The sequence below is a fragment of the Streptomyces sp. NPDC059201 genome (assembly GCF_042754585.1).
GTDB lineage: Bacteria > Actinomycetota > Actinomycetes > Streptomycetales > Streptomycetaceae > Streptomyces.
Map to the genome: position 1 here is coordinate 449,227 of NZ_JBHZBB010000001.1, position 26,497 is coordinate 475,723.

The following is a 26,497-nucleotide window of genomic DNA, read 5'->3' on the forward strand; positions in this document are numbered from 1 at the left end:
GCCGAAGACCGTTCCGGACGGACGGTCACTGGTAGACGAGCTGGACGCAGAACACACTGACCGTTTCGCTCGCCTCCGCGCGCTCGACATCGACCGTCAGGAAGTAGCGGTTCGCGTCGTTCTGGATCTTCACCTCCGTGCTCGGCACGGCGGGGATGTCGAGCGCCGTGGAGGTGATGAGCGCCTTGGCGCCCCCGCCGGTGTTGTCGATCTTCCGGCTCTTGAGGGTCACCGTCAGCGTGCCCGTACTGGACTGGTTGTCGCCCGTCACGAGCAGGGAGCGTACGAAGACCCCGTCCGGCAGCAGCACGTTCATGACGCCGTGCGCCTCCGTCTCGCCGTCCGGCTTCTCGACGCTGTCGACGCTCTGTGCCCAGGGCGGCACCTCGGCCTCGGCGTCCGTGTAGCGGATGAGGGCGGGGACGAGCGTGAGATGTCTCGTCGGCGCCCCCAGCACGTCGAGGATCCGGTTGATCTGGTTGTCCGCGAGACCGGCGAACTCCTCCTCCAGCCGGTGGAACCGGCTGTTGAGACCGTCCTTGCCACCCGCCTGGACACGGTCCTGATGGTCGATCCAGTCCTTGTGGCTGAACTTGGGTACGTAGCGCTCAATCATCACGGCCGTCCTTGCGTAGACGGATGAAGGGGGACGAGAAGGGGTCGGCGACGTGGTACGCCGGGACGGTGTACAGGCGCGGCCCGTCCGCGCCCTCGCCGTCGAGTCCCGCCGACGCCCGCAGGCGGTCCGTGCGGCATTCCACGCCGAGGGGGTGGAACCAGTTGAGGACGTTGAGGACCAGGTCGTACTGCTCCCTCGTGACGACCACGCCCGGCTTCGACTCCAGCGCGGGCTTGAGCCGGACCTCGCACTGGTAGGGCCGCAGCCCCTCGGCGGGCAGGTACATGGCCCGGAGCAGGACCCGTCCGGGCACGACACCGGCGACCGCGCTCACCGGGGCGCCGGGCGTCTCCGGTTCGGCGGCGCCGTGGCCGTCCGGGGTGGACGACCAGGCGAGGACCTCGCCCAGACCGGTGCCGAGCGGCAGCTCCGCGTCGAGCCGCGGCGGGCCGGGCGGGTTCGCGGCGAGCGGTGCCGGATCCGCGAGGAGCACGGTGCCTCCGTGGCGCGGGGCGATGACGAGGCAGGGCGGGTACGCGGCGCCGGACGGGCTCGCGGCGAGGGCGGGCCCGCCCCGGCCTGGGCTGAACGTCTGCGGCAGGCGCCTGTCGGTGGCGACGTCGACGACGTACACCCGGCCGGTCGCCGGGGGCGGGCCTTCCGTCGCCACGTACAGCAGCTTCCCGTCGCCACTGAGGGTCAGTGCGACCGGCTCGGTGCCGGACGGGAATCCGTCGATGACGACCTTCGGGTTCCGGTCCGGGGGACGGTAGGCCAGGATCCTCGCCGCGCCGGCGGGGCGGCCCGGTCCGGGGCAGATGACGTAGAGCTTCTTCCCGTTCGCCGTGACGGCGAGGGAGTGGGCGTTCGGGTCCTGGGTGTCGACCGTTTCGCGCACGGCCAGCGGCGAGCGTTCCACGCGGCACCATCGGCCGTCGTCCAGGACGGCGAAGAGGGAGGGGGTGTCGGCGGCGACCGCGAGGGATCGCGGCGCGGCCGGCAACGCCAAGGAGGCCGCCTGCGCGCCGGTGGTGAGGGCGAAGGCGCGCAGCGTCCTGTCGCCGCAGCCGGCGTAGAGCCGGGTGGTGTCGGTCGCCAGCGCGGCCGGTCCGGGGCAGGTGAGGTCGCCCGGTGGGGTGGTGGCCGGTTCCAGCGTCGCGGGGGTCAGGACCGCGATGCGGTTGAGCGCTTCGTGCGCCACGAAGAGGTGGCCGCCGCCGAACGCGAGGGCTCCGGGGAAGGGGGCCACCCGGCGTGAGGTGTCCAGGCGGATCCGGGGTGCGGGGCGCGGGGGGTTCGCCGCGAGGGCGAAGGACGTGATCCGGTGGGTGCCCGGTTCGGCGAGGAAGACCCGCGAACCGTCGGCGGCGAAGCAGGCGGCGGAGGGTTCGGCGGCGGGGTCGACCTCGACGAGGAGGGAGCGGCGGGCTTCGACGTGGAGGGGTACGGGATCCTCGACTTCGGTCCCGAGCGGTACGGGATCCTCTGCTCCCGGCCGGAGTGGTACGGGATCCTCGGCTTCGGGCCCGGCTCGTGCGGTCACCGTGAGCTGTTCGCCGGGTGCGACCGCGACGCGGACGGTCTCCGGTTCGTCCGGCTCGGTGGGCGGGGGTGCGTCGATGCGGATGTGGTCGAAGGCGGCGGCGAACGCTCGTGCCGCGAGGGCCGGGGCGGTGAGCGTGGGGTGGCGGAGGCGCAGCGCGCGGCCCTGGGTGTGGAGGGCGGTGTCGGGGTCGGCTGGGGTGGGGTCGTCCGGGGGTGGTGCGGTCGGGGCCTCGGGGACGTACGACGTGAGCACGAGGAGGTTGCCGGGTGTGTCCGAGAGGAGGTCGAGCAGGCGGTCGAGGGCGGCGGCGGTGACGCGTTGCGTCAGGCGGTTGCCGGGCTCGGTGCCGTAGGCGACGCGGCGCGGGGGCTGGGTCAGGTCGTCGGTGCGGACGCGGAGCATGCGCGGGTCGAAGCCGGGGGTGGGCGGCCCGGCGGCGGCCGCCTCGGTGGCGTCCCGGCGGCCCGTGCCGCTGATGGCGTGTCCGGCCGAGAGGGAGGAGTCGGAGAGGCCGATCCGGAGGACGCGGGTGCCGCTGCCGACGTGGCCGTGGCGGACGACCTCGACGCGGACGGAGACGTCGCCGGCGGCGCGGGCGCGGAGGGTGCCCGGTTCGCGCGGCGGGAAGACGGCGTCGCCCGCTCCCGAGCGGAGCACGGACCAGTGGACCTCGGCGTCGGGGAGGCGGGAGGGGTCGGGCTCGATGCCGAGGACGAGCGCGCCGCCCTCCGTGACGTCCGGCTGACCGGGAGGCGCCTCCGTGGGCCGCGTGACGATGCGGAAGACGTCGCCGCGCGGCTGGGCGGCGTAGATGTGGCCGTCCCTGGTGTGGTGGACCCAGCCGAACCCGGCCGCGTGCGCCAGCGCGCCGAGCCGTGCGGGGCCGATGGTCGGCTCGTGGGTGAGCAGCACGGCGCGGCCGACGCCGTGCAGGCCGGTGGCGGTGGGGTCGTACGCCTTGAGGACGCGCAGGGTGCCGGCGGCGGCGGCCGTACCGGCGGGCTGCGCGGGGGCGTCACCCGGGGGGCGGTCCGGGCCTCGGTTCGGGCCTCGGTCCGGGCCTGGGTCCGGGCCTGCGGCGAGGCGGTCGAGGAGGGCGTCCAGGGCGCGGACGACTCCGAGTTGCATCCTGCGGCTGTTCTCGTCGTCCGCGAAGGTGAGGCCGGGCCGGTCGGGGTGGCTGAGGAGCCAGGCGGGGTCGAAGTCGGGTTCGTCGCGGGCGGCGGTGCCGACGGCGGTCTCCTCGGGTGTGCCGAAGGCGCCCTCGGCGGTGATCGACTGGCTCACGGGGAGTTGGGTCGGCAGGACGCGAAGGTTGCGTCCGCCGGTGGCGAGCACCTCGGTCCGTTCCCGTACCACGAAGGGTTCGGGGTCGCCCGGTTCGTCCGGGTTGTCCGGGTCGGCGACCGGTCCGGCCGCCGCGTTCACCGCGGCCTGGAGCCCGTCGGGGGTGGGGAGGAGCCAGCGGTGGAAGATCCGGAGCCTGCGGCGGTACTGCTCGTCGGGTTCGCCGGTGACGGGGTCGAAGGCGTCACGGGCGGCGCTGGAGAGCCGTACCTCCTCGATCAGACCGGTGTACTGCGTGCTGCTCGCCGCTTCCTCCGGGGTGTCCGTGGCCCGGCCGATCACGAGCTTGGCGGTGCTGGTCAGCACGCCGAGGGAGGTCTCGGTTCCCTTGCGGGCCACCTCCCGTCCGTCGACGTGGAGCAGGACGGCGGCGGTCTCCGCCTCGCGGGCGAGCACGCCGGCGACGTGGTGGAAGGCGCCGTCGGCGAGGTCGCGGTCGGCGAACACCTCGACCGTGCGACGGCCGTCGGAGACGGAGAAGCGAAGGTTGTGGTCGATGCCACGGAAGGTGCCGAACGTCAGGGCCCAGCCCTTGGCCTCGGGAGTACCGGGCTTCTCCTGCTTGGCGACGACGACGCCGGGGGCCCCGGGCGCGGTCGCCCCGGTCGCGGCGGTCCCGTCAGGTCGTACGACGGCTTCGACGGTGAAGTCGGCGGTGGCCGGGAGGGCGAAGGCCGGAGCGTCGGCGACGCTGATGACGCTCTCGCCCGGTCCGAAGCCGAAGGCGTGCGCGAAACGCCCGGTCCGGCCGCTGCGGGCGCCCTTGTTCACGCCCTGCCGGGTGGGCGCGGCGGCGTCGGTGACCGTGGTCACCTCGGCGCCGATGGCCGGGAGTTCGCCGGAGTCGGAGGGCGGGACGTCGTCGAGGTGGAAGAGCGCGATCGTCGCGCCGTCCACGGTGTGTGGCCGGGGCGGGAAGCGGGGTGCGCCCAGGTCGAGACCGAGGAGGTCGAGGCTCACGCCGTGGGCGGTTTCGGTGTTCCGCTGGGCCGTCACGTCGCGGAGCTGCTCCGCGACGATTTCGTGTTCCGCGCCGATGACCCAGAGCAGTTTGGCCAGGTTCCCGAGGAGGGCGGTGACCTCCCAGGTGACGGTGCCGAAGGTGGTGGCGGGTGCGAGGGGCGCGAGGCTCGCCAGCCGCAGCCGGTCGGTGACCTCGGCCGCGCGGCCGGGGATCGGGATCGTCACGGCGCGTCCGCCCGGGTGTCCCGCCGGGATCCGTACGTCTACGTGCTCCACGTGCTCCACGTGCTCGTCGTGCTCCGCTTCCGCGCCCGTGGCCCGGGTGAAGGCGACCCGGACGGTGAGGGGTTCGGTGACGTCCTGCCGGGGGGCGAGCAGATAGCGGGGGGAGGCGGGCGGCCTGCCGTAGAAGCGTTCGTAGCGGTCGAAGTCGTAGGCGGGGACGGTGACCGGCCCGCCGTCCTGCGGGGTGTCGAGCGGAACGGTCATGCGTTCCATCCCCCGGTCGTACGGGGCGGGGAGCGCGTCCCGCATGACGGCGAGGGCGCCGTCCGGCAGCGGGGCGCGGAGGCTGGGGTGGGAGTGGCCGCAGGGTTGCTTGGTGCTCATGTGACCACGACCCGGAGGTCGGCCATGGAGGTGTCCACGGAGAAGCGGGCGATCTCGTCGGGGGCCAGGTCCAGGTTCTCCCCCACGGACAGTTCCTGGGAGGCGCCGTAGGTCCCTCCGCCGTAGGAGGTCTGTCCGAACGCGGGGGCGAAGCGGCGCAGCCGCAGGTTCTGGACGTCCGTGACGCCGGCGGCGGTGCGGGCGCTGAGGACGACGTCGGAGTAGAGCACGCCGTGTCCGAGCCGGAGCCGGTTGACGGAGGCGCGTACGGCGTCGAGGATCGCGCCCTTGACGGCTTCCCCGTCGTGGCCCGCCTCGACGACCAGCGTGGCGCGCATCCCGACGTCGACCTGGTTGGCCGCGAGGATGTCGGGGAAGACGGACACCGGCCGCCACTGCCGTACGACGTCGAGGACTTCGTCGTACACGCCGGTGACGTGCGCCTCGCCGCTGTTCCAGGGCCAGCCGGGCTCGGCGGCGACGACAAGGTCGAAGAAGTAGGGGGAGCCGGTCCGGCGCTCTCCGGAGAAGGTGCGGCTGCCGAAGCGGAAGGTTCCGTAGGTGTGGCGGGTGGCCTCGACGCCGCCGAGGGGATCGAAGATCGCCGCGTCGCGTACGCCGTTCACGTCGAGCACCTGGGCGAGCAGCGCTTCCTGGGTCCAGACGGTGCGGGGGACGCCGAGCAGCCGGGCCCGGTAGGCGGCGTCGGACTCGCCGAGGTCCCCGCCGCCGAAGGTCTGCTGGGCGACGCCCTCGATCTCGGCGGTGCCCAGGTCGAGGTTGTGCCGGGCCCAGTCGGGGTCGAGGCGCAGCTTCCGGCCGCTGGCGATGTTCCCTTCGGCACCTCGCGCGATGGCCTCGGCCTCGACGGTGGCGGTCTTCCGCTCCGCGGTGAGGAGGGCGGCTCCGGTGCTCCGGAAGGCCAGGACGGGCTCGTCGGCCTCGGGCACGGTCAGGAGGAGCGTGCCCTGCGGGAGGCCGTACCGCCGGTCGTCCTCCGGGGCGGCGAGCGCGAGGAGGACGGGGCCGCGGGCGCGGAGTTCGCGGCGGGGCAGTCCGAGGTCGCAGCCGAGGAGGTCCAGGCTGGGGCCTTCGGCGGTGGTGACGAAGGCGCCGTAGTACTGGGATTCCAGGGCCCGCCACAGCTCGTGGGTGTCGAGGGCGGCGGCGTCCAGGACCTTGCGCAGCGCGCTGCCGGAGGAGAGGTCGACGTCGTCGCCGAACATGGCCCGGGCGCGGGCCTGCTGGTCGGCGATGATCCGGTCGATGCCCTTGACGACGAACCCGTCCTCGCCGACGCCGAACCGTTCCTCGGAGGTCATGGGGTGCCCCTTGCGCGGAGGGTGAGAGTGGAGCGGGCGATGGTGTCGACGACGGCGTACACCGCGTAGACGCGCGCCGCGTGGGCGGCGGCCACCTGCCGGCGGTGGGTCTCCTCGTCGAGCCCCGGCCGCAGCTCCCGGTACCGCTGGTCGTCGTCGAAGAACACCTCGCGCACGTCGGTGACCCGCGGGTCCGAGCTGACGCAGCGGACGAGCTCCATCGTGAGGAACTCCTTGCGGGTGGCCAGGTCCGGTGCGTACGCCCCGATGGCCAGCCGGTCGAACCCGAACCGTGTGTTGAGCCGGTCGCTCCCCGTCTGCGTGGCGACCCCCAGCCCCAGCGCCTGCTCCAGCGCGTCGGCACCGAAGACGAGGGCGAGGTCGTGCGTACGCCCGTCGAGGACGAGGTCCCCGTCCTCCAGCGCGAGGCTGCGCCCGAGGCTCGGCGCGCCGTCGCGGGGCGCCTCGCTCGCGGGGTCGCTGAAGCGGGCTGCCGGATCACGGAAGGCAGCCATGGGGGGCGCGGGGCCGGCGCCGGCGCCGAACGGGCCTCCGGACTGTCCGCCGGACTGTCCGCCGGGCTGGTCGGCGGAGCCGCCGCCTTCGCCGGGCCTCGCCGGGGGCGGTTCCAGTGGTGCGTTCGGAGGCGTCACTGGGACTCCAGGATGGTCTGGCCGGGGTTCGCCACGGTCCAGCGGCCGGGGCCCTGGCCGCTGGCGGTGATGCCGGAGGCTGTGGCCAGGAGGGCCGGGCTGCCGCCGACCGTGAGTTTCTTGGACCAGCCGTCGGGGGTCGCCGGGGTGGTGACGCAGGGTTGGGGGCCGCTGGGGGTGGTCGCGGTACAGGGGGTGATCATGCCGGGTACGGGGGTGGCGGCCGAGCCGAACGTCAGGCCGCCTTCCTTGCCGGCGAGGACGACGCCTTTGCCCTTGACGGTGACCCGGGGGTCGCCCCTGGCGAGGGTGAGCCGGCCCTGGTGGGTGCACTGGATGATCGCGCCTTCGACGAGTACGAGGGGCATCAGCTGATCGCCACCTTTCCCTTGCCGATCGTGAGGGTGACTCCCCCGGCCTTGAGGACCACGTCCTGCGGGCCGCCGTCGACGGTGACGTTCCCGCCGGCGTCGATCGAGACGGTGGTCCCCGACGTGTGGGTGAGCAGGAAGACGTCGGCATCGCCTTCGGTGGGCCGCTCGCCGACGGGCGAGCACGCCTTCCCCCCGATCGCGATCTTCAGCCCGACCGCCTCCACGACCCGGCGCCCGTCCGCGGCGATCAGGTCGTTGGCGCCCTTGCCGGTGGGCTTGGGCGGCATGTCGCCGGTGAGCTCGGTGGGCAGGCAGAGCCACCAGTCGCCGTCCTTGGACTTCGGGCGGTCCGTCTCGGGGTCGTTGGCCCACAGGAAGCCCGTCACCACGGCGTCGTCGGGGTCGTCCCTGACGTGGTTGAGGAGGGCGCGCATGCCGCTGTACACCGGGACCGACAGGCCGACCTTGTGCCAGGCGAAGGGGGAGGCGACGGGCTTGTCGCGCCGTTCCCCGTTCTCCGCGGTGACCGCCACGTCCACGCTGGGCGAGGCGACGGCCTCGTTGGGCCGCTGTCCGACGGTCACGCTCGCCACCCGTCGGCCCGGCTGGGCCTTCTCGACGTGGCCGACGTCGACGGAGGGGGTGGCGGCGGCGTTCTCCTGCGCCTTGCCGGCGATGAGGTCCGCGATCGAGTGGGCGCTCGCCTTGCGGGCGAGCCCGCTGCGCCGGTGGTTGCCGTCACGGGTGCTGAACTGCACGGCGCGGCCGGAGCAGGTGTATCCGTTGCGCGGCGAGAAGGTGTGGGTCAGCTGGAGGACGCGGAAGCTGCGGAGCGGCTTCTCGTACCCCTCCACTCCGGCGGCCACCAACTGCCCGGCCCGCAGGGAGGGGACTCCGAGCACGGTGAAGTCGAAGAGTTCCACCTTGGTGGGGTCCGCCGGGTCGCCGACCAGGGCCTGTTTGCCGACGGCTTGCAGCTGGGCGGGTTTGAACTCCGCCAGCCGGGCGACGGTCATGGTCTTGTGCGCGACGAGGCATTCCTCGCTGAGCATCATGGCCGCCAGCACCGCGTCCTTGGGGATGTCGGGGATCAGGCTCTGCTCGGGCGGATGGCTGAGGGTCTTGCCGCACTGGACGACCCCGTCCTGGACGAGGATCTCGTACCCCCACGCGTCGGCCACTCCCCTGAGCAGCGCGAAGGCGTTCTTGCCGGTCCTGTTGATCTCGCGGAGGAGGGGGCAGGGCTCCTTCGGCCCCACCACCTCGACTCCCGCGAGCCCGGCGATGTGCTGGGCCGCCTCGACGGGGTTCGTCAGGGGCCGCGAGTAGGCGGCCCTGGGCGGATCGCTGCCCGGATCGGTGTGGTTCAGCAGCCGGAACGCGGCCTCCTCGAACCCGGTGAGGCGCATCGCGAGCGGCGGGAACCGGGTCGTCGACCTGATCGCGTCGACCCGGCCCGACAGGACCACCTCCCGCCCTGACGGGTCGTCCATGTACCCGAGGTGGATGTCGACGTCGATCCCGGCGTCGGGGCCGGTCTTCTCCACGAGGGCGGCCGTCAGCGCCTTGTGGAGGGCGATCGGCAGGTCCGCGAAGGTGATGTCGAACGTGCCCGGTTCACCGATCTCGTACTTGACCACGATCTCGGCGTCGGCCAGGACCGAGCCGCTGCGGACGTCGTTGGAGATCTTCTGCCGCAGGATCGGGAAGTCCAGCATGTACCAGAGGATCACGCCCATCGCCGCGCCACCCCGATCACGATCCGGGAGCCGTAGTGGCCGCTTCCGTTGAGGTTGCCGCGCGCCACCGTCGCCTCGACGAGCTTGACGGCCAGTGGGCCCGCCGCGTGGACGAGGTCCGGCTCCGGTACGAGCTTGCGCAGGAAGAGGACGCGCGGCCCGTCGGGGCCCGAGGCCGTCACCCTGAGCACCAGATGGCCGGGGGGTACGCGTTGCAGCCCGGGGTCGATCGGCTGGGGCGCCCGGCTCCACTCCGCGAGGTCGTACAGCGTCTCGGGCGGGTCGTCCTCGCCCCCGGAGAAGTTGGCGTACAGGGCGAAGTCGTACGCGAACTCGCCCACCGGGCACCGGAACGCCTGGGGCAGCCCCAGGTCGGGCTCGACGGGGAGCCGGTGGAAGAGCGGTTCGGCGGTCACAGGCCACCTCCCAGCTGCCGGGCCGGCGAGATCATCTCGCTGACGCTGGGGATCGCGACGGTACCGGCGGCGAGCGCGAGGTCCATGGCTTCGCCGAGCATCGCCGTGAGGCTGGAGCGGGGGACCTGTTCGAGGCTGATGGAGACGTCGAGCGCGTCGCGCTTCTGGTTGGACTGGGTGAAGCGCAGGCTGGTGATCTGCATGTCGAGGCTGACGGTCATCCCGCAGACCACCGGCAGTCCCGCCACCTTCATCAGCGGCGCCGTGGAGGCCGCCAGGGCGCGCGAGGTGAGCGCCATCGCCTCCAGGCCCTTCTTGGAGAGCAGCCGGGTCCGGCCGACGAGGACGGCCTCCACGCTGATCGTCCTCGTCGTCGGCGCGACGAGCTGCGCGAGACGGCTGCCGGCGATCCTGGCCACCTGGTACCCCTCGCTGAGGGACAGGCTGGTGACCGTGAACAGCGGCACCGCGCCGATCAGGACGGGGACGTTCACACCGGCGGGCATGGTCCGCGCCTCCCTTCCCTGCTCATGACCCCCCGCCTCCTCGCCGGTGCGCCCGCTTCTTCTTCTGCTCCGGCTTCGGCGCGTCGTCCACGACGACGACGTCGAACAGCGGCTCACCCGCCACGTCCTCGGCCCCCACGTCCACACGGATCTGGGGCTTGGGCCCGACGCGGATGTGGGGTTCTGGGCCGAGGTGTACGCGGGGGCCGGCTGCGGCGGGCTCGGCGGCTACGTCGGCGGCTGCGGCCTCGCCCTCGATGTCCACGCGTACGTGCACGTCAGGCTCGGACTGCGGCTCGGGCGTGGTCGCGGGCTCGGGCTCCACCTCTGCCTTGGGCTTGGACTTGGGCGCGGCTTCGGGCGCCTTCCGCTTCGTCTCGGCCTTGCGCTTGGCCTTCGGCTTCGTCTCGACCTTGGACTTGGTCTTCGCCTTGGACTTGACCTTCGCCTTCGCCTTCGCCGTCGTCTTGGGCTTGGCTTTGACCTTGGGCCTCGCTTCCTCAGCCTTGAGCTCGGACTTGGGCTTGGGCTTCGGCTCGGACTTGGGCCGGGCCTCAACCTCACCCTTAGCCTTCGACTTCGACTTCGACTTCACCTCAGCCTTCGGCTCCACCGTGGCCTTCGGCTTGGCCCTCGCCTTCACCGGAGGCTGCTGAGGTGCCGCTTCAGGCCCCGTCGGCCTCGGTGCCGCCTTCCGGACCACCTTCGGCGCCGCCGCCCGCTTCTTGCGCGCCGGTGCCCTCACCCTCTCCAGCAGCTCAAGCTGCTCGGCATCGGTCAGCCACTCCAGGTTGTGCCGGTACTTCGCGAACCACTGGGCGAAGTTCTCCGGGTTGGTGCCCGTGGCGGCCGGCGGGTGCCAGCCGTGGAGGAGGTCCTCCTTGATCCGGGACATCTCGTGGATCACCCCGTCCGCCCCGCCGGTCTTCCTGGCCTCGACGATGCGCCGCGTGATCTCCTTGTAGTAGTTGTCCGTGTGCAGCACCTGGTGGCGTGTCGCGGCCTGCGGGATGATCTTCGGGTCCATGGAAGTCCTGGGCAGGTAGACGCCGTTCAGCGGATCGGCGTCGGGGTTGACCCCCGCCCATTCGAGGGTCTCCCGCACCGGCTCGGCGCGCCGGTCCGACGCCGCCAGCGCGTGGTGCGCGTCGTTTCCGTGGCCCTTGTGCTGGCCGATGGCCTCCATGGCCTCCGTGAGCTGGTGCGACGGCGACCCGGCCTCTCCGGTCTTCGTCTTGATCTTCTCGCGGGTGGTCAGCCGCTCCGGTGGCGCTTCGTCGGGCTCGTGGTGCAGGGCCTTGGCCTCCCGGCTCGCCTTCGCCTCCGCCTCGGCCACGATCTCGGCGACGTGGCCCTCGGTCGTCCCCCGGGCCTTGAGGAGGTCCTCGAAGTTCTCCAGGTGCTCCATCGCCTTCGCGGGGTCGGTCTCGGACATCCGCGCGATCTGCCGCAGCGCGTCGTCCATCGCCTTCGGGTCCTTGAGCGTGTTCTTCGGGTACCGCTCGCGCAGTTCCTTGATCCGCTGTCGTACGGGTGCCCTTTCAGCGGCGGTCGCGCGAGGTGCCTTGGGGCGAGGCGCCTTCAGCGGCCGGTCCACCCGCCGCCAGGCACCCTTCTGTCCCTCCCCGAGCTTGCCGACGAGTTCGCTGAACTCCACCGCCTTGCCGTCGGCGACGTGCTGGGCGCGGAGCTTCTCCAGTCTCGCGAGCATGACGTCGAAGGCTTCCGCCCTCCCCGCCGAGCGCGCGTGCATCTGACCGACCACACCGATCCCGTACTGGTGGACCGCGTCCATCCGCCGGCTGTCCCCGGCCAGCATCGCCAGCAGGTCGGCCTTCACCTGGGACTGGGCCCCGATCCGGCCGAAGCCGATCTCCTCCAGCATCGTGGCGAACCGGGCGCCCTCGCCCTCCTGGAGCGCCTCGGCCACCTTGGCGACCTCGGCGATCGTGAAGCCGTCCTTGCCGGTCAGCCGGGCGAAGGTCTGCGCCAGCTCCGGTGTGAGGCCGCCCGACTTGGCGCCCAGCACCCGGAGGACCTCGGCCTTCGGCCGGATCTCGGCGAGTACGGGGCCGAGGCGGGGATGCTCCATCAGCTCGGCGAGCCGGCTCCCCTTCGGCACCTCGACCTCGCTCAGCACCGCGCCGAGCCGGACACCGTCCTCCTCGGGCAGCATGATCAGCAACTCCGCGACGGCGTGCTCGTCCTTGAGCCCCCTCAGGACGGCGCTGCCGCCGTGCAGGGCCTCGGCCAGCCGGGTGAACCGGGCGGCGATCTGCTCACCTTCGAACACCTTGAGCATCTTGAGGAAGCGCAGGATGGAGACGACCTTCTCCAGCTTGACCAGCGCCTCGACGGCGGCCTTGATCTCCGTGATCCAGGTGAGGGCCTCGATGATCACGGCCCACTTGATCCTCGTGAGGGCGCGCGGGCCGATCCCGAAGAGGGCGGCACCGCGCAGACCGTCGACGAGCGCCCCGCCGACCTTCCGCAGCAGCTCCTCGATCTGCCGGGTCGACACGGGGTCGCCCCACTGGGCCATGTAGCAGGAGACCGTGAGCTTGTGGAGTTCCCACAGCCCGGAGAGGATCTTCTCCGGCTGGGTCAGCATGATCTTGAAGGATTCGAGCGTCCCCAGGACGAATCCCGTCGCCGCCCGGACGGCCTCCTCGATCTCGACCAGCTTCTTGAGGCCGATGACGGCGGTCCGCTCCGCCTCCACGTTCTGTGTCAGCCCGGCGTCGTGGCGCATCGACAGGTTGAGCGCCTCCGCCACCAGGCCGATGAACTCGCGTACGGTCAGGGACTTCTGGTCGCCGAACTTCTTGCCGACCGCCGTGAGCAGGTCCCAGAGGTCGCTTCCCAGGTCGGCGAAGAGCTGCTCGTAGAGTCCGGCCTGGATCAGCCGGTCCCGTACGGTCTGCAACTGCGCCAGGCCGTCCAGCGAGATCATGATCTGGATGATCGCGTGCCGCTGCTCCTCGAACGTCCACGCCTTGACCAGGACCTCCAGATACCGCGCCCTCGTCTCCTCGTCCACGAGGGAGAACGCCTTCGCGTTCATCTCGCCGAGCTGGGCGGCGGCCTTCTCCAGACTCTCGTCGTCCCCGGCGAGTCCGGCGTCGACCAGGCGGTCGATCTCCTGGAAGGTGAGGATCTTCAGCTCCTCGGCCGAGAGCCAGTGCTCGTACGAGGACCGGCTGAGCTGGATCCAGCGCTTGCCCTCCGCCACGTCCCCCCACACCCAGCCACGCTCCTTGGTCCAGAGCAGGTTGACGCCGTACCGGTGGCCGTCCAGCGTGGTGACGACGGGCAGGACCCGGAAGCCCGCGAAGGTGCTGATCTTCTGGCCCTCCAGTTCCCAGTTCGCCACGGCCGTGCCGATGGTCTCGTCGGTGACGGTGGGGGCGGTGGCCACGGCCCAGAAGTGGCTGGCCGACGTACCGAGCGGGCCTTCGAGAACGGCGTAGGAGCGGGCGCCGAAGAGGTGGTCACCGAGCTGGACCGCGTGGAGGAGGCTGAGCGAGCGGGCGTGACGCGTCGCCTCGCCGAGCATCACGAGCTGCGTCGCCCCGATGACCATCACCGCCCGCCCGTCGACCGGACTCGGCCCCTGGATCACCTCGCTCTCCGGCTCCGTCGTCACGGTCACATCGGGGTCCTTCTCGGAGCCTCCCGGCGCCGCCTCGATGTCGACCGGCGTGGGGGCGGGGGCAGAGGGGTCGGTGACGGTGGCGGGGGCGGTACTCGTCTGCGTACGGGCTCCGCTGCCGGCGACGGCTGCGCCAGAGCCCTTCTTCGGCGCGGCGACCGGCGGAGGGGCGGCGGGCTGCGCGGCGACGGTTTCGGTCCCCTCCGTACCGGCGACTCGGTCCTCGCCCTGGTCAGGCTGGTCGGTCGCCTCCTTCTCCCCCGCCCCTTCTCCCCCGCCCTCGTCCGGGCCGGCCACGGCCATGGCGAAGGTGAGATGGCTACGCCCGCTCGGAACGGGTTCCACTGGGGCAGATTCCACTGAAGCAGGTTCCACAGGAGCGGGTTCCGGCCTCCGCCCAAGCCGCGGCCCGCTGATCCCCGCCCGCTCGTCGTCCTCGTCGATCGCGTCGGCTACGGCACGGAGCAGCAGGGCCTCCAGCGGCCCTTCGTACGAGTGCCGTTCGTCGTCCCCGGTGAACGTGACCGAGGTCGGGAGATGGAGTCGCCGGTACGCCACTCCGCCTACCGCCGTCTTCACGGCGCCGTCCCTGCGCCGTCCGGCTCCTCCTCGGCCGGGACGATCTCGGGGTATCCGGCCGCCGCGATCCTGGCGCGTGCGAAGCGCAGGCGCTCGGCCAGGGCCTTCTCGACCACTTCTCCCAGGCGTTCGAGCGCGGCGGGCGAGGGGGTTCCCGTGATCCTCACGGTGATGGGGAAGTGGCAGGTGATCCTGGTCATGGAGACCCTCCAGGCCGTGCGCTCAGCTGAGCGCCTCGTGCAGGGCCTCGTAGATTCCGGTCACGAGCTCCTGGCGGGTCTCCTCGGCGATGTCCCCGGCCAGGACCACCTCGATCGGGAAGTGGAAGTGGAGGTCCGCTTCGGGGCCGGAGACCACGATCGGTTCCGGCCCTCCGGCCTCGGGCGGGCCGCTCCAGGGCTCGGGGGCGGTTTCCCACTGCTGCGACGGCGACATGGCTCCTCCGCACTCGGGTCAGGCGCTGGTGGGGGTGACTTCCAGGCAGACGCAGTTGAAGGTGGTGGTGGGCACGCCGTCGATGAGGATCGTGCTCGCCGCGGACGTGATGAAGCAGTCGTTGAACACGATCTGCTGGAAGGTCCAGTCGCTGCCGGACGCCTCCTGGAGCCCGATGTTGAAGCTCTGGTGCTCCAGTGCCATCTGCGTGAGCTTGGCGACGGCCGGGCCGATGGCCTTCACCGCCATGGAGAAGGTGAACGCCTTGGGCTGGACGACATGGGCGACGTTGTCGGCCTCCAGGGAGTGCAGGGGCTGCACCGGACTGTTGAACGTGGGGTTGAAGGAGTCGATGGGGGTGATCACGGTGGTGTCGAGCATCACCGCCAACCGGGTGTCCCACTTGACCTCGGGCATCTCTTCGCTCCTTAACCCTTGAGAACCAGCTTGACGGCGATCTGGTGGATCACGCCCGCGTAGACGACCGAGACCTCCATGTCGACGCTGCGGCCGCTCCGCCCCGTGCCGATCTGCTTGAGCTCGGCGGCGTTCAGGGTGGCGCGCTCGCGTTCCAGGAGGACCAGCAGCGGTATGTGGATGGCGTAGTCCTCGATGACGCCGCGGGTCACGAGCGGCGACAGCACGCTCTGGACGAGCGTCACGACGGTGCGCAGGCCCGGGCGGTCGATGCGGAGGTCTCCGACGGCTTCGATCAGCGCGGCCTTGACGCGGAAGCTGATGTCGTCGAGCGTGCGCACGATGTCGATGTACTTCTTGTTGCCGCTCGGGCTGGCGGTCAGGCCCTCGCCCAGGTAGAGGCCGTGCCCGGGGAGCATGACGGGGCTCGTCACCCAGTTGATCGAGTGCTCGTAGTACTTCTCGATCTGGGTGGCCGTGAAGAGCTCGGGCATCTCGATCGAGACGGGCTTGAGCAGGAGGGAGACGTGGGGTTCGCGGCCCGCGATGACTCCGGCCACGGCCGCTGCCACGTCGCCCTTGACCGACGAGTGGGCGGCGACGAGGACCATGCGGTTGTCGTGGATCGCCCCCTTGTTCAGCGCGACCTGCTCGCTCTGGGACAGCGTCGGGTCGAGCATGGCGACCCCGATGCGTTCGTTGCCGTCTCCGCCTGTGTTGGAGACCTCGACGACGTGCTGTGCCAGGAGTTCGACGGGGTGCTCGGTGTCCGGGTCGTCGCTCAGCGGGGTGTTGGCGAGCACCACGATCTGTGCCGGGACGTCCTTCGCCTGCGTGAACGCGTTGCTCCAGACCGGATTGCCGGAGTTCACCTCGATGCCCCAGATCCGGGTCGGGGGCGGGGTCTGCCGGAAGGCCGTGGCGATGGCGGCGGCGAGGTCGCTGAGGCTCAGCCCGACCACCGGCTCGTTCACCTCGTGAGCGGTCTTCAGCTTCGCGTTGAGGGTCCAGACGACCTTCTCGTCCGCCTTCCCGTCCGCCTTCCCGTCCGCCTTCCCGTCCGCCTTCCCGTCCGCCTTCTCGTCCGCCTTCCCGTCCGCCTTCTCGTCCGCCTTCTCGTCCGCCTTCTCGTCCGCCGGGGCGTTCAGCGCCGTGATCCTGCGGACCTCGGCGCTCTCCTCCGACCCGATCGCGACCTGGGTGCCGACCGGGAAGCGCGCCTCGACGGTGACCGTGTTCGCGTCCGCCTCGGCCTTGGCCAACAGTTTGGTCGTCCCCAGCGGGTACGCCTTCACGGCCTCGCCCGGGTACGAGAACGACTGCGGGTCCGAGGACCTGCCCCCGACGGTTCCCTTGCCGATGACGAGGATGTCCCCGAAGGCTCTGGTGGCGGGTGTGAAGAGATCACTGCTCGCTGTGACAGTGACGTAGTTGAACGGCATGGAGTGCTCCTCACCGTGTACGCGCCCGCTCTCTCCGGGGGCTGGACGCGGCCGGGGTCCGCCGGACTCTCAGGGCGCCGTCTCGAAGGCGGCGACGAATCCCTGGGTCGCCAGCAGGGCGCCGACCATCTGCTCGGTCGCCTCTGACGGGTCGTCACTCGTGGTGGCGGGGAAGACCGCCAGCCACGCGCTGGAGGCGAGCATGGCGCCGCCGTCGTGCATCTCCGGCTGCGGGCTCGCCGTGTCGACCGCCCGTTTGGCCTGGCTGAGCCGGCGCAGCGCGTCGACCAGGTCGAGACGGTCGAAGAACAGCACCGACACCCGCAGCGGGAGGCTGCGGGCCGGTGCTGACGGATCGGCTGGATGGGGTGGGTCGGCCGGATCGGCGTAGTGGAGCCGGTAGCGGCGCTCGTACGCGTCCTCCCGCGCCCCGGCGCCGTCGGCGGCCGCCCAGGCGTCGGCGTCCACGGAGGTGAGCAGGCTGCCGACCGGGGCGGCTCTCACCACGACGACGGTCTCCAGCGACATGTCGATCCACTGGACGGGGGGTGTCGCCGGGATCTCGACGGTGGCCCGGGCCTGTTCGGTCGCCGGGATCGACTTGTCCCACGTCCCGTGGACGGCGAGCGAGGCGTGGACGGCTGCCTGGAACTCCGGCAGGCCGATCTCGACGGACTCCAGCGACGCGATGTCGAGGAAGGTCGGGTCGTAGACGGAGACCAGCAGCGACCGCATGCGCCGAAGCTCCGGGTCACCGGCGGGAAGCAGCAGCTCCTTCACGTTCTCCGGCCGGAGGTACCGGAGCATCAGTCCGTCCGTGAAGGGAATCGTCGCCGGCATCTCGCTGTCACCCTTTCCCGCGTACGTCGAGCGCTGACCGGGTCAGCCGGAGTTGAACTCGGGGAGGCAGTACGCGCAGCCGTTGTAGCCGTGGGCCATGGCCAGATCGATGCGCGGGAACGGCTCCTTGTTCGCCTGGCTCATCAGTTTCCAGAAGGAGCAGGTGCCGATGTGCACCTCGTGGGTCTTCCGGTTGCCGAAGAACCACTCGTCCAGCTCCTTGACCGCGGTGATCACGATCGTCAGGCGTCCGGCCACCTGGTGGTCCTGGAGCTGGGTGGCGACGAGGTCGTAGTGCTGCATGTGCACCGCCTCGTGCGCGAAGTCGATGGTGACGTCGGCCGACACCACGTCCTCGGCGGCGAGCGGGAAGCCGTCGAGGACGGCCGTGACCCCGCCGTTCATCTGGAGGGTGGACCGGATCTCCCCGGTCTCCGTCACCTGGATGTTGCTGAGGGTGGAGGGCTGGACGACGCGGTTCAGGGTCTTGATGGTGATCCGGGTGTCCGGCGGCATGGCCGTGGCGTCCAGTTCCCACGCGCAGTCGGTCGCCGTCGGCCCGCCGTTGAGCAGGATCGTCATCTTGGTCTGGCCGCCGAGGAGGGAGGGCCGCGGGTACACGTTGCGCTGACCCACGTTGTTGTCGAAGCGGACGAGCTTGTCGTGGGCGACGGGGTCACCCGAGGTCGCGACGACGGCGGGGTCGTCCGCACCGTGCACGTACGCGATGAGGCACTCGTGGTCGGCGATGGTCGGCGTCCAGGGGAAGGGTCCGACGCGCACCGATCCGCCGGGCGGGATCGCGGCGCGGATCGTCTCCGAGGCGATGGGGGTGAAGTGCTGGGGCCACGTCATGCCGGTGCCCGGGGCGCACCGGCGCGCCTCGACCTTGAAGCTGTCCGCACGCGCCTCGTCCGTCCCTCGGTTGTGCACGCGCACGTACAGGTAGTTCGGCTGGTTGACGATGGGTTCCTGGTGCTCGTTCCCGCCGTCCTTCTCGTGGCGGACCCAGATGTCGGGCGAGGTCCAGAACGGGTCGTGGTCGCCGCCGCTCGGCTCGTCGCCGGTGTCTCCCGGCCTGTCGGCGATGAACACGTCGACGTCGGGTTTGGCGAAGAGTCCCTGGCGGACGAAGGCGTCGTGCATCACGTTGTGGTGCAGACCGCCGTGGACCTCGGCGTCCGCGGCGATGCAGATGTTGGCCAGGTGGAAGGCGTTGTCCTTGCTCTGCGGGGTGTCCGGCCCGAGGCGCGGCACCATCGCGAGGAGCACCTTGATCATCTTGTCGGCCGCCTTCGCCCGGACGAACTTGTCGTTCGACGATCCGCCCATGCCGAGGTAGCACTGCCACAGCGCCGAGGCGAGCATGGAGGTGCGCAGGTCGGGGCCGTATCCGGCGAAGCCCGCGTCGTCGAAGCGCTGGGTCAGGTCGAGCCGTCGCTCCTTGCTCCACTCGTCCTTCACGTTGTTGTCGAAGGGGAACGTCTCGGTCCGCCGGTTGCCGGCGGGGTTGAAGCGGTCGCGGTATACGCCGGCCATGACGTCGCAGATGCTGTGCTCGTACTCCAGGGGTCCCGTGGCGCCGGTCCTGAGCCACTGGACGACCCCGTGCGTGTACTCGTGCACGATGATGCCGAGGTCGGCGGCTCCGGGGACGTGCTTCATGTCGAAACGCATCCGCGGTGGTGTCGTCGTGCCGATCCACTCGCTCTTGTCGGTGCTCTGGGCCCCCTGCGGGTCGACCTCGACGCGGGCCATGCGGGCGTTGAGCGTCGCGTTGCCCAAGTCGCGGAGGTAGCGGGCGAAGGAGTCGGTCCAGTAGTAGGCGTTCGCGCTGAGGAACCCCGGGTTCTCGCGATGGCTGTCGAACACGAAGGTGGGCGATTCCGAGACCGGCTGTTCGACGGCCGGGGCGTCCCAGTCGGTGCAGAAGCACCACTCCCCCGCGAGGTGGAAGTCTCCGTGCCCGTCGGCCTCCGCGATCTCCGTCTGGACCTCGTGGGCAAGCCCCTTCAGCTCGTCGTGGGTGGACTGGGAATTCAGCAGCCCGTTCCCGGACTCCGTCACCGGGTCGGGCAGGTACACCTTGAGCGTCGCCGTCACGTACTTCCCCGCGACCTCGATCCAGAGCAGCTTCCCGTCGACGGCGTCCACGACGACCCGGAAGTGCTCGAAGGGCCCGGTGGTCTCGACGACGAGGTCGTGGACGAGGTGCAGCCTGCCGTCCGGCCGCCTCTTCCCCTTCCGCAGGAGCGCGAGCGGGGCGGTGGGCCGGTCGGCCTCCGGCAGCGGGGGCCTGGCCGTGTCCCGCAGGTAGACCAGCTCGTCGCGGACGACCGCGGCGGCGCTGTATCCGGTACGGAAGGGGGCCAGGGCGCTCCTCTCGACGACGTCGGCGGCCCGGGCCTCCCCCACGTCGGGCGCGTCGGAGACGTCGAGCTCCGTCGCGTTCTCGACCTGCACCACGGCGGCCTGCCCGGTGTCGGCGACCATCTGGAGGGTGGCGCCCCGGATGGGAACGTCCCGGTGGAACTGCTGATAGCGGACGTTCAGCGTCGCCGGCCCCTCGTCGTGACCGACCTCGCGGAGATCCGCCCCCTCCGTCCCGAGCTCCTTCGCCCGCTCGCGTACGAAGGTGTTGATGGCCCTGCGCGCGGTCGGCGCGCGGAAGAGGGTCGCGCCGGGATCGAGGTACCTGCGCAGGACGCCTCCGGCGCTCCTGTGCTCACCGACCCCGGGCGCCAGCCTCAGGGGCAGGCCGGGCAGCGGCCCCGGATCGTTCCTGTGCCTCCGTACCGTGCCGCCCTTGCGTACCTCGTTCCGGCCCATGACGTGCTCCTCTGCACACACGGATCCCAACCCCCTGGGGCCCACCCCGGGGCCTGGAGCCGTCGCACGGGCACAGCGGCCGGACGGTCACCACCGGCGACCGCCGCGTACGTTCCGAAGATGCAGCAGTTCTGTCTGCTGCCGCCCATGGCTTCTGCTCCCATCGCCTGCGGCGGCGTCCCCCACACCAGCTTAGAACCGTGTCGGCAAGGGGACCACGCGACCGGACGGGTCGAAGCCGCTGAAGAGGGTGGAAGATTGTTTGAAGATTCTTGGTTCGGCGGGGGTACGGCTCCGGGCCGGGCGCCGGACGGCCCGGCCTCTGACGACCCCTCACGACAGGTGCGGCCCCGACAGGTTCCCCACGGTCACGACAGGGGCGGCGCCGGTTTTTCAGTAATAGCGGGTGTTGTCGTACCGGCGCAGGCGGGCGGCGAGGGCCTTCTCGGTGCTGCCGAGCGCCGTGGCGATCTCCTCGTCGGTGTGCTTACGGGTGGCAAGGCGGGTGGCGTACGGCCCGTCGGTCTCGACGACGGCGTCCAGGGCGCCCACGATCCGCAGGGCGGTCAGGGGGTCGGAGTCCTCGAACTCGTCCAGTCGCTCGCGGATCTGGGAGATGAGGCGGGCGACGTCCTCGGGCAGCGGCACCGCGACGGCGTTGATCTTCCGGGTGTGGGTCTCCCAGTCCCGCTCGGGTCCCGAGGTGTCGTACAGGTAGGGCTCGCGGCGGGGTACCCGCTTCCAGTCGATCGGATACGACGTCTCGGCGTGCCAGCCGCAGGCGCACACCGCGCGCATCCGGTCCGCGAGCGGCCGGCTGTTCGCGCCGTTGTAGTACCACCAGTCGGTGAAGCTGGGGACGTGCCCCGAACTGCCGATGTCGATGTACACCGGCCCCGGCACCGTGCCGTCCTCCAGCACCACCCCGACCTTGCCCACATGCCCTTCCGCACCGTCCGGCTCCCACATGACCGGTCCTCCCCATCTCACCCGCTAGGCACGGCCGCTGCCTTTCACCGGCAGCGGCCCTCGCTTCCACGGTGACGTACGGTACGGAGCGTCCGCAGGCGAATCCCCGCATATTCCACCGGCGAGTGACAACACTGTCGGCGGTTGAGTCGCCCCGCCTGCTACGTCACAGGTTTCCACGTCCCGCAGTTCGCCGACATGAACACCCGGTCGGAAGCGGCGAGCGTCACCGTGGCCGTGCGGGCACCCTCGGCGGGCCGCCCGTCGAGAACGTCGCCGCCCTTCGCGGCCCGCTTCCAGGAGCAGCCCGGCAGCGGCCTCTCGGCCCGGTACACACCAGCCGCGATCTCCCGGAACTCCCGCGTCGGTTTCGGGGACACCCTGTACTGACCCGCCGTGAACCAGCGCTCGTACGTCCCCGAAGCCGCCGCCGTCACCTCGTCGGTCCACTCCGGACACAGCATGGGGACCCCGGCCTCCAGGATCACCGGCCCGTCCTCCCAGAAGTAGCCGTTCTCGACCACCCACTGCGGCCGCGTCTGCTCCTCCAGCCTCTCCTTCGCGATCCGCCGGCAGAACTGGTCCACGTACCGCGCCACGGAGGAGGACTCGTCGTCGACCTGCCAGCCGCCCCTCTCGGCCATGGCCTCCAGTTCCGCCCAGGGCCCCGCCGGCTCCTCCGTCGCCCCCGTAACCCGCTCACTCTCCCCACCCCCACCGCCACCGCAGCCCGCCACCCACACGACCACCGCGACAACACCGGCCGCCGCCGCTCCCACCCTGCGTATCCGTCTCATCCGCACAGCATGCCCCCACCCCACACCGGGGCGTGAGCCCGCCGAACCCGCCGGCGGGGGCCAGTTGGGCCGCTGACGGAGCCGGCGGGCCGGCACGAGCACCGTGCGTCAGGGCGTTTCGGGCTTGCGAGCGACGAGGCAGGCGTGCGGCCTGTTCGCGAGCCCGCCGGGCTCCTGTTCCAGGCGCGCGGTGACGACGAGTCCGGCCTGTTCCAGCAGGTCGGCCACGTGGTCCAGGGGCAGGAGGTACGACTCGTAGGACACCGGACGGCCATAGCCGTGGGTCGGCCGCAGCCGCTCATCGCCGACGTAGTCTCCCCAGAGCAGGTGACCGCCGGGCGCGAGCGTGCGATGGAACTCGGCGAACACCTCCGGCAGCCACTCCGGGGGCGTGTGATGAGTGGAGTACCAGGCCAGGATGCCGCCGAGCTCGTCGTCATCCAACTCCAGCGCGGTCATCGACCCCTCGGTGAACCGCAGGTCCGGATAGGCGCGCCGGGCCAGCCCGACCATCTCCGGCGACAGATCGACGCCGAAGACGGACACCCCCAGCCCGGCCAGGTACGCCGTCACCCGCCCGGGCCCGCACCCCAGATCCGCGACCGGCCCCCGCCCGCCCGTCCGCACCAGTTCGGCGAACCCCGCCAGCATCGCGCGTGACAGCGGATCCATCGCGCCGGGAGGCGGTACGCGTTCGACGTAGGCGGCGGCGACCGTGTCGTACGACGCGCGGACGGCGGTCAGGAAGGAGGGCTCAGCCATGCGGGCGACCCTAGACGTCCGGGGCAGGTTGTGCGCCCTGCGCGCGGGGGTGTCCTTTCTGCCTAGGCGGCGTGGAGGGCGAGGGTTGGGGAGATGCGGGCGGCGCGGACGGCGGGGTAGAGGCCGGCGAGGGTGCCTATGGCCAGGGTGGCGGCGAAGCCGCCGGCTACGGCCCATGGGGGGATGACCCAGGGGATGTCGCCGGCCAGGGCGTAGACCGCGGTGGCCGCGGCGCCGAGGAGGATGCCGGCTACGCCGCCGAGTGTGGACAGCAGGAGGGACTCGGTGACGAACTGGCCGCGGATCTGGCCGCGGGTGGCGCCGATGGAGCGGCGCAGGCCGATCTCGTGGCGGCGCTCCAGCACAGAGATGATCATGGTGTTGGCGACGCCGACGCCGCCGACGAGGAGGGCGACTCCGCCCAGGCCGAGCAGGAGGCTGCTGAAGGCGCCTTCGGTGGCGGCCTTGGCCTGGAGGGAGGCGGAGGGGTCGGAGACCTCGACGTTCCGTGGTGTCTGGGGGTCGACGGCGCGTGGGATGAGCTGGTGCACTTCCTTGACCCTGTCGTCGGCGGAGCGTTCGTAGACGGTGGTCGGCCGGGCGTCGAAGCCGAGCCGTCCGGCGGCGACCTCCCAGCCGACCAGGGCGGAGCGGGCGATCTCGGGGGCGAGCGGGAGCGGATCGAGGATGCCGATCACGGTGAAGTACTGCCGATTGATGTAGACCTGCTGGCCCGGCGCGGTGATGCCCAGGCGCTGTGCGGCGACGTCGCCGAGGACCACCGCCGGGTACTTGCCGGTGGCCGCGTTGAGCCAGGTCCCTGAGTGGAGGGTGGCGCGCAGGGTGGCCGGCAGGTCGTCGGTCGCGGCCTGGACGGTGATGCCGCCGGTGATGGTGTCGGCGATCTTCTCCGAGCGGCGCACCGTGTGCGGCAGCAGGCCGGTGGCGCCGGTGCGCTCGACGCCGTCGAGGCGGGCCACCCGTCCGGCGGCGTCCTCGGCGAGGGGGATCTTCTTGCCGGTGAGCAGGTCGGTGCCGGGGGTGATGACGAGCATGTTGGTGCCGAGCTTGTCGAGTTCCTGGAGGAGTTGCTCCTTGCTGGAGGCGGAGATGCCCACCACGGAGATCATGGTCGCGATGCCGATGGCGATGCCGAGTGCGGACAGGACGATCCGCATGGGACGGGCGCGCATCCCGGCGGAGCCGGTGTGCAGGATGTCCCGCGGGCTCAGACGGGCCGGTTTGAGGTCCGGCCGGCGGCGGCTCACCGCTCCTGCCCGACCGTGAGCGTACGCGGGCCGGCGATGTGCTTACCGGCGGTGTCCTGGACTACGCGGCCGTCGCGGACGCGGACCTGGCGGGGCAGACGGTCGGCGATCTCGGTGTCGTGCGTGATGACGGCGATGGTGGCGCCCTCCTGGTTGAGCTGGTGGATGAGCCGCATGACGGCCTGACCGGAAGCCGTGTCCAGGGCGCCGGTCGGCTCGTCGGCGAGCAGCAGGTCGGGCTCGCCGACGACGGCGCGGGCGATGGCGACCCGCTGCTTCTGCCCGCCGGACAGCTCGTGCGGCCGGTGTCGCGCGCGGTCCCCGAGGCCGACGCGCTCCAGCGCCTCGGCTGCGCGGCGACGGCGCTGGGGGCGGGGAAGGCCGGAGTAGAGCAGGCCCTCGGCGACGTTGTCCAGCGCGCTCATGCCGGGCACCAGGTGGAACGCCTGGAAGACGAACCCGATGTGCTGGGCCCGCAGCGCGGACAGCTGCCGGTCGGTGAGGGCGGCGGTGTCGTGGCCGGCGATGTGCACCGAGCCGGTGGTGGCGGGGTCGAGGGTCCCGACGATGTGCAGCAGGGTGGACTTGCCCGACCCCGAGGGACCGACGATCGCGAGGAGTTCCCCGCGGTCGACGGTCAGGTCCACGCCCTGGAGGGCGTGGACACCCCCGGGGTACGTCTTCGTCACCCCGGCCAGCTCGACCACCGGGCCCGCCGGGGCGGTGCGTCCGCCGGCGGCCCCGTGGATGTGGGCGGTGTCGTTCATATCGACGGCACCCCGACCCGCATGCCGGCCTTCAGGCCGTCCCCGGTGATCTCGACGCGGCCCTGGGCGAACATGCCGAGCGTCACCCCGACCTCGCGCACCTGGTCGCCGTCGACGACCTGGACGCCGAAGGAACCGTCCTTGAGCGCGAGCAGGGCTCCGACGGGCACGCTGAGCACGCCCTCGCGGGTCTGCCCGGTCAGTTTCACCGTCGCGGGGGCCTGGTCGATGCCGGAGACCTTCTCCGGATCGTCGAAGGTGACCGTCACATCGATCCGGGGCGTCTTGTCGTCCGGGCCGTCGCCGCTCTTCGCGATGGTGCCGACGGAGGCGATGGTGCCGCTGGTGGTGGTGTTGTCGGGCAGCTGGATCTCCACCCTGCCGTCCGGCTTGGCCAGAGCCGCCTCGGACACCTTGACCTTGAGCTGTACGACCCTGTCGGCGCTGGTGGTCGTCAGCACCAACTGCCCCGGACCGGTGCGGTCGCCGACCGACGCCTCCGCGCCCGCCACTCTCACCGGCCCTGACGCGAAGGCGACCGTCTCCGGACCGATCTCGCCGGTCTGCTTGAGCCCGTGGTCCTTCTGCCAGCGCTTGACGCCCTTGGTGGTGCCGTCGGTGAACCTGTCGTCGGCGGCCAGACCGGCGCCGTACCCCAGCGCGATCAGGTTCTGCTTCACCTGCTTGACGTCCGTACCGGTGTCACCGTTCTTCAGCTTCCGGTACATCGGCTCCGTGCCGAACCACAGGCGGACCGCCGTGCCGTCGACCGCGTACAGCTTCCCGTCCCTCCCGACCTTCGCACCGCCCGCCGCGACCCAGGTGAGGGTGCCGCCGGTACCGGAGTTGATCTTGCGCTGCTTCGAGTAGCCGAGGGTGCCGTCCACGCTGGTGGTGCTCACCAGGTCGCCCTGGACGATCGCCTCGGTGGCGGCCGGCAGGTTCGCCCGCGCCTGCCCGGCGTCGGCCGCGTCGCGTCCGGTCAGTGTGGTGGCGGCGAAACCGCCGCCGGCCACGACGGCGGCGGCAGCGATGACCGAGACGATCAGGGTCGTACGCCTCATGCCGCACACTCGTTCAGCGCCGTGATGAACTTGTCCGGGTCCGCGCCGTCGGGGATCTTGTACCCGCTGCTGGAACCGTTGGGCCCGGCCTTGGGGTCGGGCATGTCGAAGCCCTTCCCGCGCAGGCACTCGGCGATCTTGACCTGCTGGTCCATCGCCTGCTGATCGCCGGCGCCCCCGCCACCGCCGGTGCCGCTCGTGCCCGAGCCGCAGTCCTCCAGCGCCTTGGACCACTTCGCCGGGTCCGTGCCCTCCGGCGGAGTGAGCATCGTGGCGTACGGGTTCTCACCCGGCTGAAGGTCGGGCACGTCCACGCCTTTGTCCCGCAGGCACTTGCGCAGCGCCTGCGCCTTGTCGAACCCGGCCGTGTCCGAACCGGACCCGCCCGAGCCGCCCGAGGCGTCCGAGGCGGAGGTGGCTGATTCCTCCGGCCTGGGGCTGTCGGAGGACTGGGAGCAGCCGGTGGCGAACAGCGTCACCCCGGTCAGGGCCGACATCAAAGCCAGGGCGATCTTCTGATTCCTCAAGGTCATGTCTCCTCGCGCAGGGGCCACCGGGGCGGCGTCGTTTCGCGTCGCGTCG

Annotated in this window: 22 protein-coding genes; all 22 read right to left on the reverse strand. The window is 71.5% G+C overall.

Annotation, left to right across the window (positions count from 1 at the left end; all coding sequences use genetic code 11):
- Positions 1-25 precede the first annotated feature (25 nt).
- The 22 genes from ACFXMG_RS02075 to ACFXMG_RS02180 all read right to left on the reverse strand — a co-directional run bounded on the left by ACFXMG_RS02075 (position 26) and on the right by ACFXMG_RS02180 (position 26,448).
- The gene (locus ACFXMG_RS02075; RefSeq protein WP_383813852.1) at positions 26-616 is read right to left on the reverse strand and encodes a hypothetical protein; all 591 of its coding nucleotides are present in this window, start codon (positions 614-616) and stop codon (positions 26-28) included.
- Positions 609-5,084, reverse strand: coding sequence for a LamG-like jellyroll fold domain-containing protein (locus tag ACFXMG_RS02080; RefSeq protein ID WP_383813854.1), 4,476 nt, complete (start codon positions 5,082-5,084; stop codon positions 609-611). Before ACFXMG_RS02080 ends, ACFXMG_RS02075 begins: the two co-directional genes overlap by 8 nt.
- Entirely contained in the window at positions 5,081-6,406 is a 1,326-nt protein-coding gene (locus tag ACFXMG_RS02085; RefSeq protein WP_383813856.1) for a baseplate J/gp47 family protein, read from the reverse strand. The genes ACFXMG_RS02080 and ACFXMG_RS02085 overlap by 4 nt, the downstream gene beginning before the upstream one ends.
- Complete coding sequence (locus tag ACFXMG_RS02090) at positions 6,403-6,921, reverse strand: hypothetical protein (protein ID WP_383813858.1); 519 nt, start codon at positions 6,919-6,921, stop codon at positions 6,403-6,405. Before ACFXMG_RS02090 ends, ACFXMG_RS02085 begins: the two co-directional genes overlap by 4 nt.
- A gap of 134 nt (positions 6,922-7,055) precedes the next feature.
- Complete coding sequence (locus tag ACFXMG_RS02095; protein ID WP_383813860.1) at positions 7,056-7,427, reverse strand: hypothetical protein; 372 nt, start codon at positions 7,425-7,427, stop codon at positions 7,056-7,058.
- The gene (locus ACFXMG_RS02100; RefSeq protein WP_383813862.1) at positions 7,427-9,172 is read right to left on the reverse strand and encodes a hypothetical protein; all 1,746 of its coding nucleotides are present in this window, start codon (positions 9,170-9,172) and stop codon (positions 7,427-7,429) included. Before ACFXMG_RS02100 ends, ACFXMG_RS02095 begins: the two co-directional genes overlap by 1 nt.
- Positions 9,163-9,588: a hypothetical protein gene (locus ACFXMG_RS02105; RefSeq protein ID WP_383813864.1), complete on the reverse strand. Its 426-nt coding sequence runs from the start codon at positions 9,586-9,588 to the stop codon at positions 9,163-9,165. The genes ACFXMG_RS02100 and ACFXMG_RS02105 overlap by 10 nt, the downstream gene beginning before the upstream one ends.
- Entirely contained in the window at positions 9,585-10,094 is a 510-nt protein-coding gene (locus ACFXMG_RS02110) for a hypothetical protein (protein WP_383813866.1), read from the reverse strand. Before ACFXMG_RS02110 ends, ACFXMG_RS02105 begins: the two co-directional genes overlap by 4 nt.
- Positions 10,095-10,116: 22 nt before the next feature.
- Complete coding sequence (locus ACFXMG_RS02115; RefSeq protein WP_384119501.1) at positions 10,117-14,091, reverse strand: AHH domain-containing protein; 3,975 nt, start codon at positions 14,089-14,091, stop codon at positions 10,117-10,119.
- Positions 14,092-14,321: 230 nt separating this feature from the next.
- Complete coding sequence (locus ACFXMG_RS02120; RefSeq protein ID WP_383813870.1) at positions 14,322-14,525, reverse strand: hypothetical protein; 204 nt, start codon at positions 14,523-14,525, stop codon at positions 14,322-14,324.
- A 22-nt stretch (positions 14,526-14,547) separates the two neighbouring features.
- A complete protein-coding gene (locus ACFXMG_RS02125; protein WP_383813872.1) occupies positions 14,548-14,760 on the reverse strand; it encodes a hypothetical protein in 213 nt (70 codons plus the stop codon).
- An 18-nt stretch (positions 14,761-14,778) separates the two neighbouring features.
- Complete coding sequence (locus ACFXMG_RS02130) at positions 14,779-15,177, reverse strand: hypothetical protein (protein ID WP_383813874.1); 399 nt, start codon at positions 15,175-15,177, stop codon at positions 14,779-14,781.
- 11 nt (positions 15,178-15,188) lie between these two features.
- On the reverse strand, positions 15,189-16,619 hold the full coding sequence (locus ACFXMG_RS02135) for a hypothetical protein (protein WP_383813876.1): 1,431 nt from the start codon (positions 16,617-16,619) through the stop codon (positions 15,189-15,191).
- 69 nt (positions 16,620-16,688) lie between these two features.
- A complete protein-coding gene (locus ACFXMG_RS02140; protein WP_383813877.1) occupies positions 16,689-17,459 on the reverse strand; it encodes a hypothetical protein in 771 nt (256 codons plus the stop codon).
- Between the two features lie 42 nt (positions 17,460-17,501).
- The gene (locus tag ACFXMG_RS02145) at positions 17,502-20,288 is read right to left on the reverse strand and encodes a hypothetical protein (protein ID WP_383813879.1); all 2,787 of its coding nucleotides are present in this window, start codon (positions 20,286-20,288) and stop codon (positions 17,502-17,504) included.
- Positions 20,289-20,681: 393 nt separating this feature from the next.
- Positions 20,682-21,257 (reverse strand): hypothetical protein, encoded by a 576-nt coding sequence (locus tag ACFXMG_RS02150; RefSeq protein ID WP_383813880.1) that lies wholly within the window; start codon positions 21,255-21,257, stop codon positions 20,682-20,684.
- A gap of 161 nt (positions 21,258-21,418) precedes the next feature.
- A complete protein-coding gene (locus ACFXMG_RS02155) occupies positions 21,419-21,901 on the reverse strand; it encodes a hypothetical protein (protein WP_383813882.1) in 483 nt (160 codons plus the stop codon).
- 261 nt (positions 21,902-22,162) lie between these two features.
- Positions 22,163-22,816 (reverse strand): class I SAM-dependent methyltransferase, encoded by a 654-nt coding sequence (locus tag ACFXMG_RS02160; RefSeq protein ID WP_383813884.1) that lies wholly within the window; start codon positions 22,814-22,816, stop codon positions 22,163-22,165.
- A gap of 62 nt (positions 22,817-22,878) precedes the next feature.
- On the reverse strand, positions 22,879-24,084 hold the full coding sequence (locus ACFXMG_RS02165; RefSeq protein ID WP_383813886.1) for an ABC transporter permease: 1,206 nt from the start codon (positions 24,082-24,084) through the stop codon (positions 22,879-22,881).
- A complete protein-coding gene (locus ACFXMG_RS02170; RefSeq protein ID WP_383813887.1) occupies positions 24,081-24,851 on the reverse strand; it encodes an ABC transporter ATP-binding protein in 771 nt (256 codons plus the stop codon). The genes ACFXMG_RS02165 and ACFXMG_RS02170 overlap by 4 nt, the downstream gene beginning before the upstream one ends.
- Positions 24,848-25,915, reverse strand: a complete 1,068-nt coding sequence (locus tag ACFXMG_RS02175) for a peptidoglycan-binding protein (protein WP_383813889.1) — start codon at positions 25,913-25,915, stop codon at positions 24,848-24,850. Before ACFXMG_RS02175 ends, ACFXMG_RS02170 begins: the two co-directional genes overlap by 4 nt.
- On the reverse strand, positions 25,912-26,448 hold the full coding sequence (locus ACFXMG_RS02180) for a hypothetical protein (RefSeq protein WP_383813891.1): 537 nt from the start codon (positions 26,446-26,448) through the stop codon (positions 25,912-25,914). The genes ACFXMG_RS02175 and ACFXMG_RS02180 overlap by 4 nt, the downstream gene beginning before the upstream one ends.
- Between the last annotated feature and the right edge of the window lie 49 nt (positions 26,449-26,497).

Bases quoted from the DNA above. Each gene is read 5' to 3' on its own strand.
- ACFXMG_RS02075 (WP_383813852.1), bottom strand. From the start codon at position 616: ATGATTGAGCGCTACGTACCCAAGTTCAGCCACAAGGACTGGATCGAC.
- ACFXMG_RS02080 (WP_383813854.1), bottom strand. From the start codon at position 5,084: ATGAGCACCAAGCAACCCTGCGGCCACTCCCACCCCAGCCTCCGCGCC.
- ACFXMG_RS02085 (WP_383813856.1), bottom strand. From the start codon at position 6,406: ATGACCTCCGAGGAACGGTTCGGCGTCGGCGAGGACGGGTTCGTCGTC.
- ACFXMG_RS02090 (WP_383813858.1), bottom strand. From the start codon at position 6,921: ATGGCTGCCTTCCGTGATCCGGCAGCCCGCTTCAGCGACCCCGCGAGC.
- ACFXMG_RS02095 (WP_383813860.1), bottom strand. From the start codon at position 7,427: ATGCCCCTCGTACTCGTCGAAGGCGCGATCATCCAGTGCACCCACCAG.
- ACFXMG_RS02100 (WP_383813862.1), bottom strand. From the start codon at position 9,172: ATGGGCGTGATCCTCTGGTACATGCTGGACTTCCCGATCCTGCGGCAG.
- ACFXMG_RS02110 (WP_383813866.1), bottom strand. From the start codon at position 10,094: ATGCCCGCCGGTGTGAACGTCCCCGTCCTGATCGGCGCGGTGCCGCTG.
- ACFXMG_RS02120 (WP_383813870.1), bottom strand. From the start codon at position 14,525: ATGACCAGGATCACCTGCCACTTCCCCATCACCGTGAGGATCACGGGA.
- ACFXMG_RS02125 (WP_383813872.1), bottom strand. From the start codon at position 14,760: ATGTCGCCGTCGCAGCAGTGGGAAACCGCCCCCGAGCCCTGGAGCGGC.
- ACFXMG_RS02130 (WP_383813874.1), bottom strand. From the start codon at position 15,177: ATGCCCGAGGTCAAGTGGGACACCCGGTTGGCGGTGATGCTCGACACC.
- ACFXMG_RS02135 (WP_383813876.1), bottom strand. From the start codon at position 16,619: ATGCCGTTCAACTACGTCACTGTCACAGCGAGCAGTGATCTCTTCACA.
- ACFXMG_RS02140 (WP_383813877.1), bottom strand. From the start codon at position 17,459: ATGCCGGCGACGATTCCCTTCACGGACGGACTGATGCTCCGGTACCTC.
- ACFXMG_RS02145 (WP_383813879.1), bottom strand. From the start codon at position 20,288: ATGGGCCGGAACGAGGTACGCAAGGGCGGCACGGTACGGAGGCACAGG.
- ACFXMG_RS02150 (WP_383813880.1), bottom strand. From the start codon at position 21,257: ATGTGGGAGCCGGACGGTGCGGAAGGGCATGTGGGCAAGGTCGGGGTG.
- ACFXMG_RS02155 (WP_383813882.1), bottom strand. From the start codon at position 21,901: ATGGCCGAGAGGGGCGGCTGGCAGGTCGACGACGAGTCCTCCTCCGTG.
- ACFXMG_RS02160 (WP_383813884.1), bottom strand. From the start codon at position 22,816: ATGGCTGAGCCCTCCTTCCTGACCGCCGTCCGCGCGTCGTACGACACG.
- ACFXMG_RS02170 (WP_383813887.1), bottom strand. From the start codon at position 24,851: ATGAACGACACCGCCCACATCCACGGGGCCGCCGGCGGACGCACCGCC.
- ACFXMG_RS02175 (WP_383813889.1), bottom strand. From the start codon at position 25,915: ATGAGGCGTACGACCCTGATCGTCTCGGTCATCGCTGCCGCCGCCGTC.
- ACFXMG_RS02180 (WP_383813891.1), bottom strand. From the start codon at position 26,448: ATGACCTTGAGGAATCAGAAGATCGCCCTGGCTTTGATGTCGGCCCTG.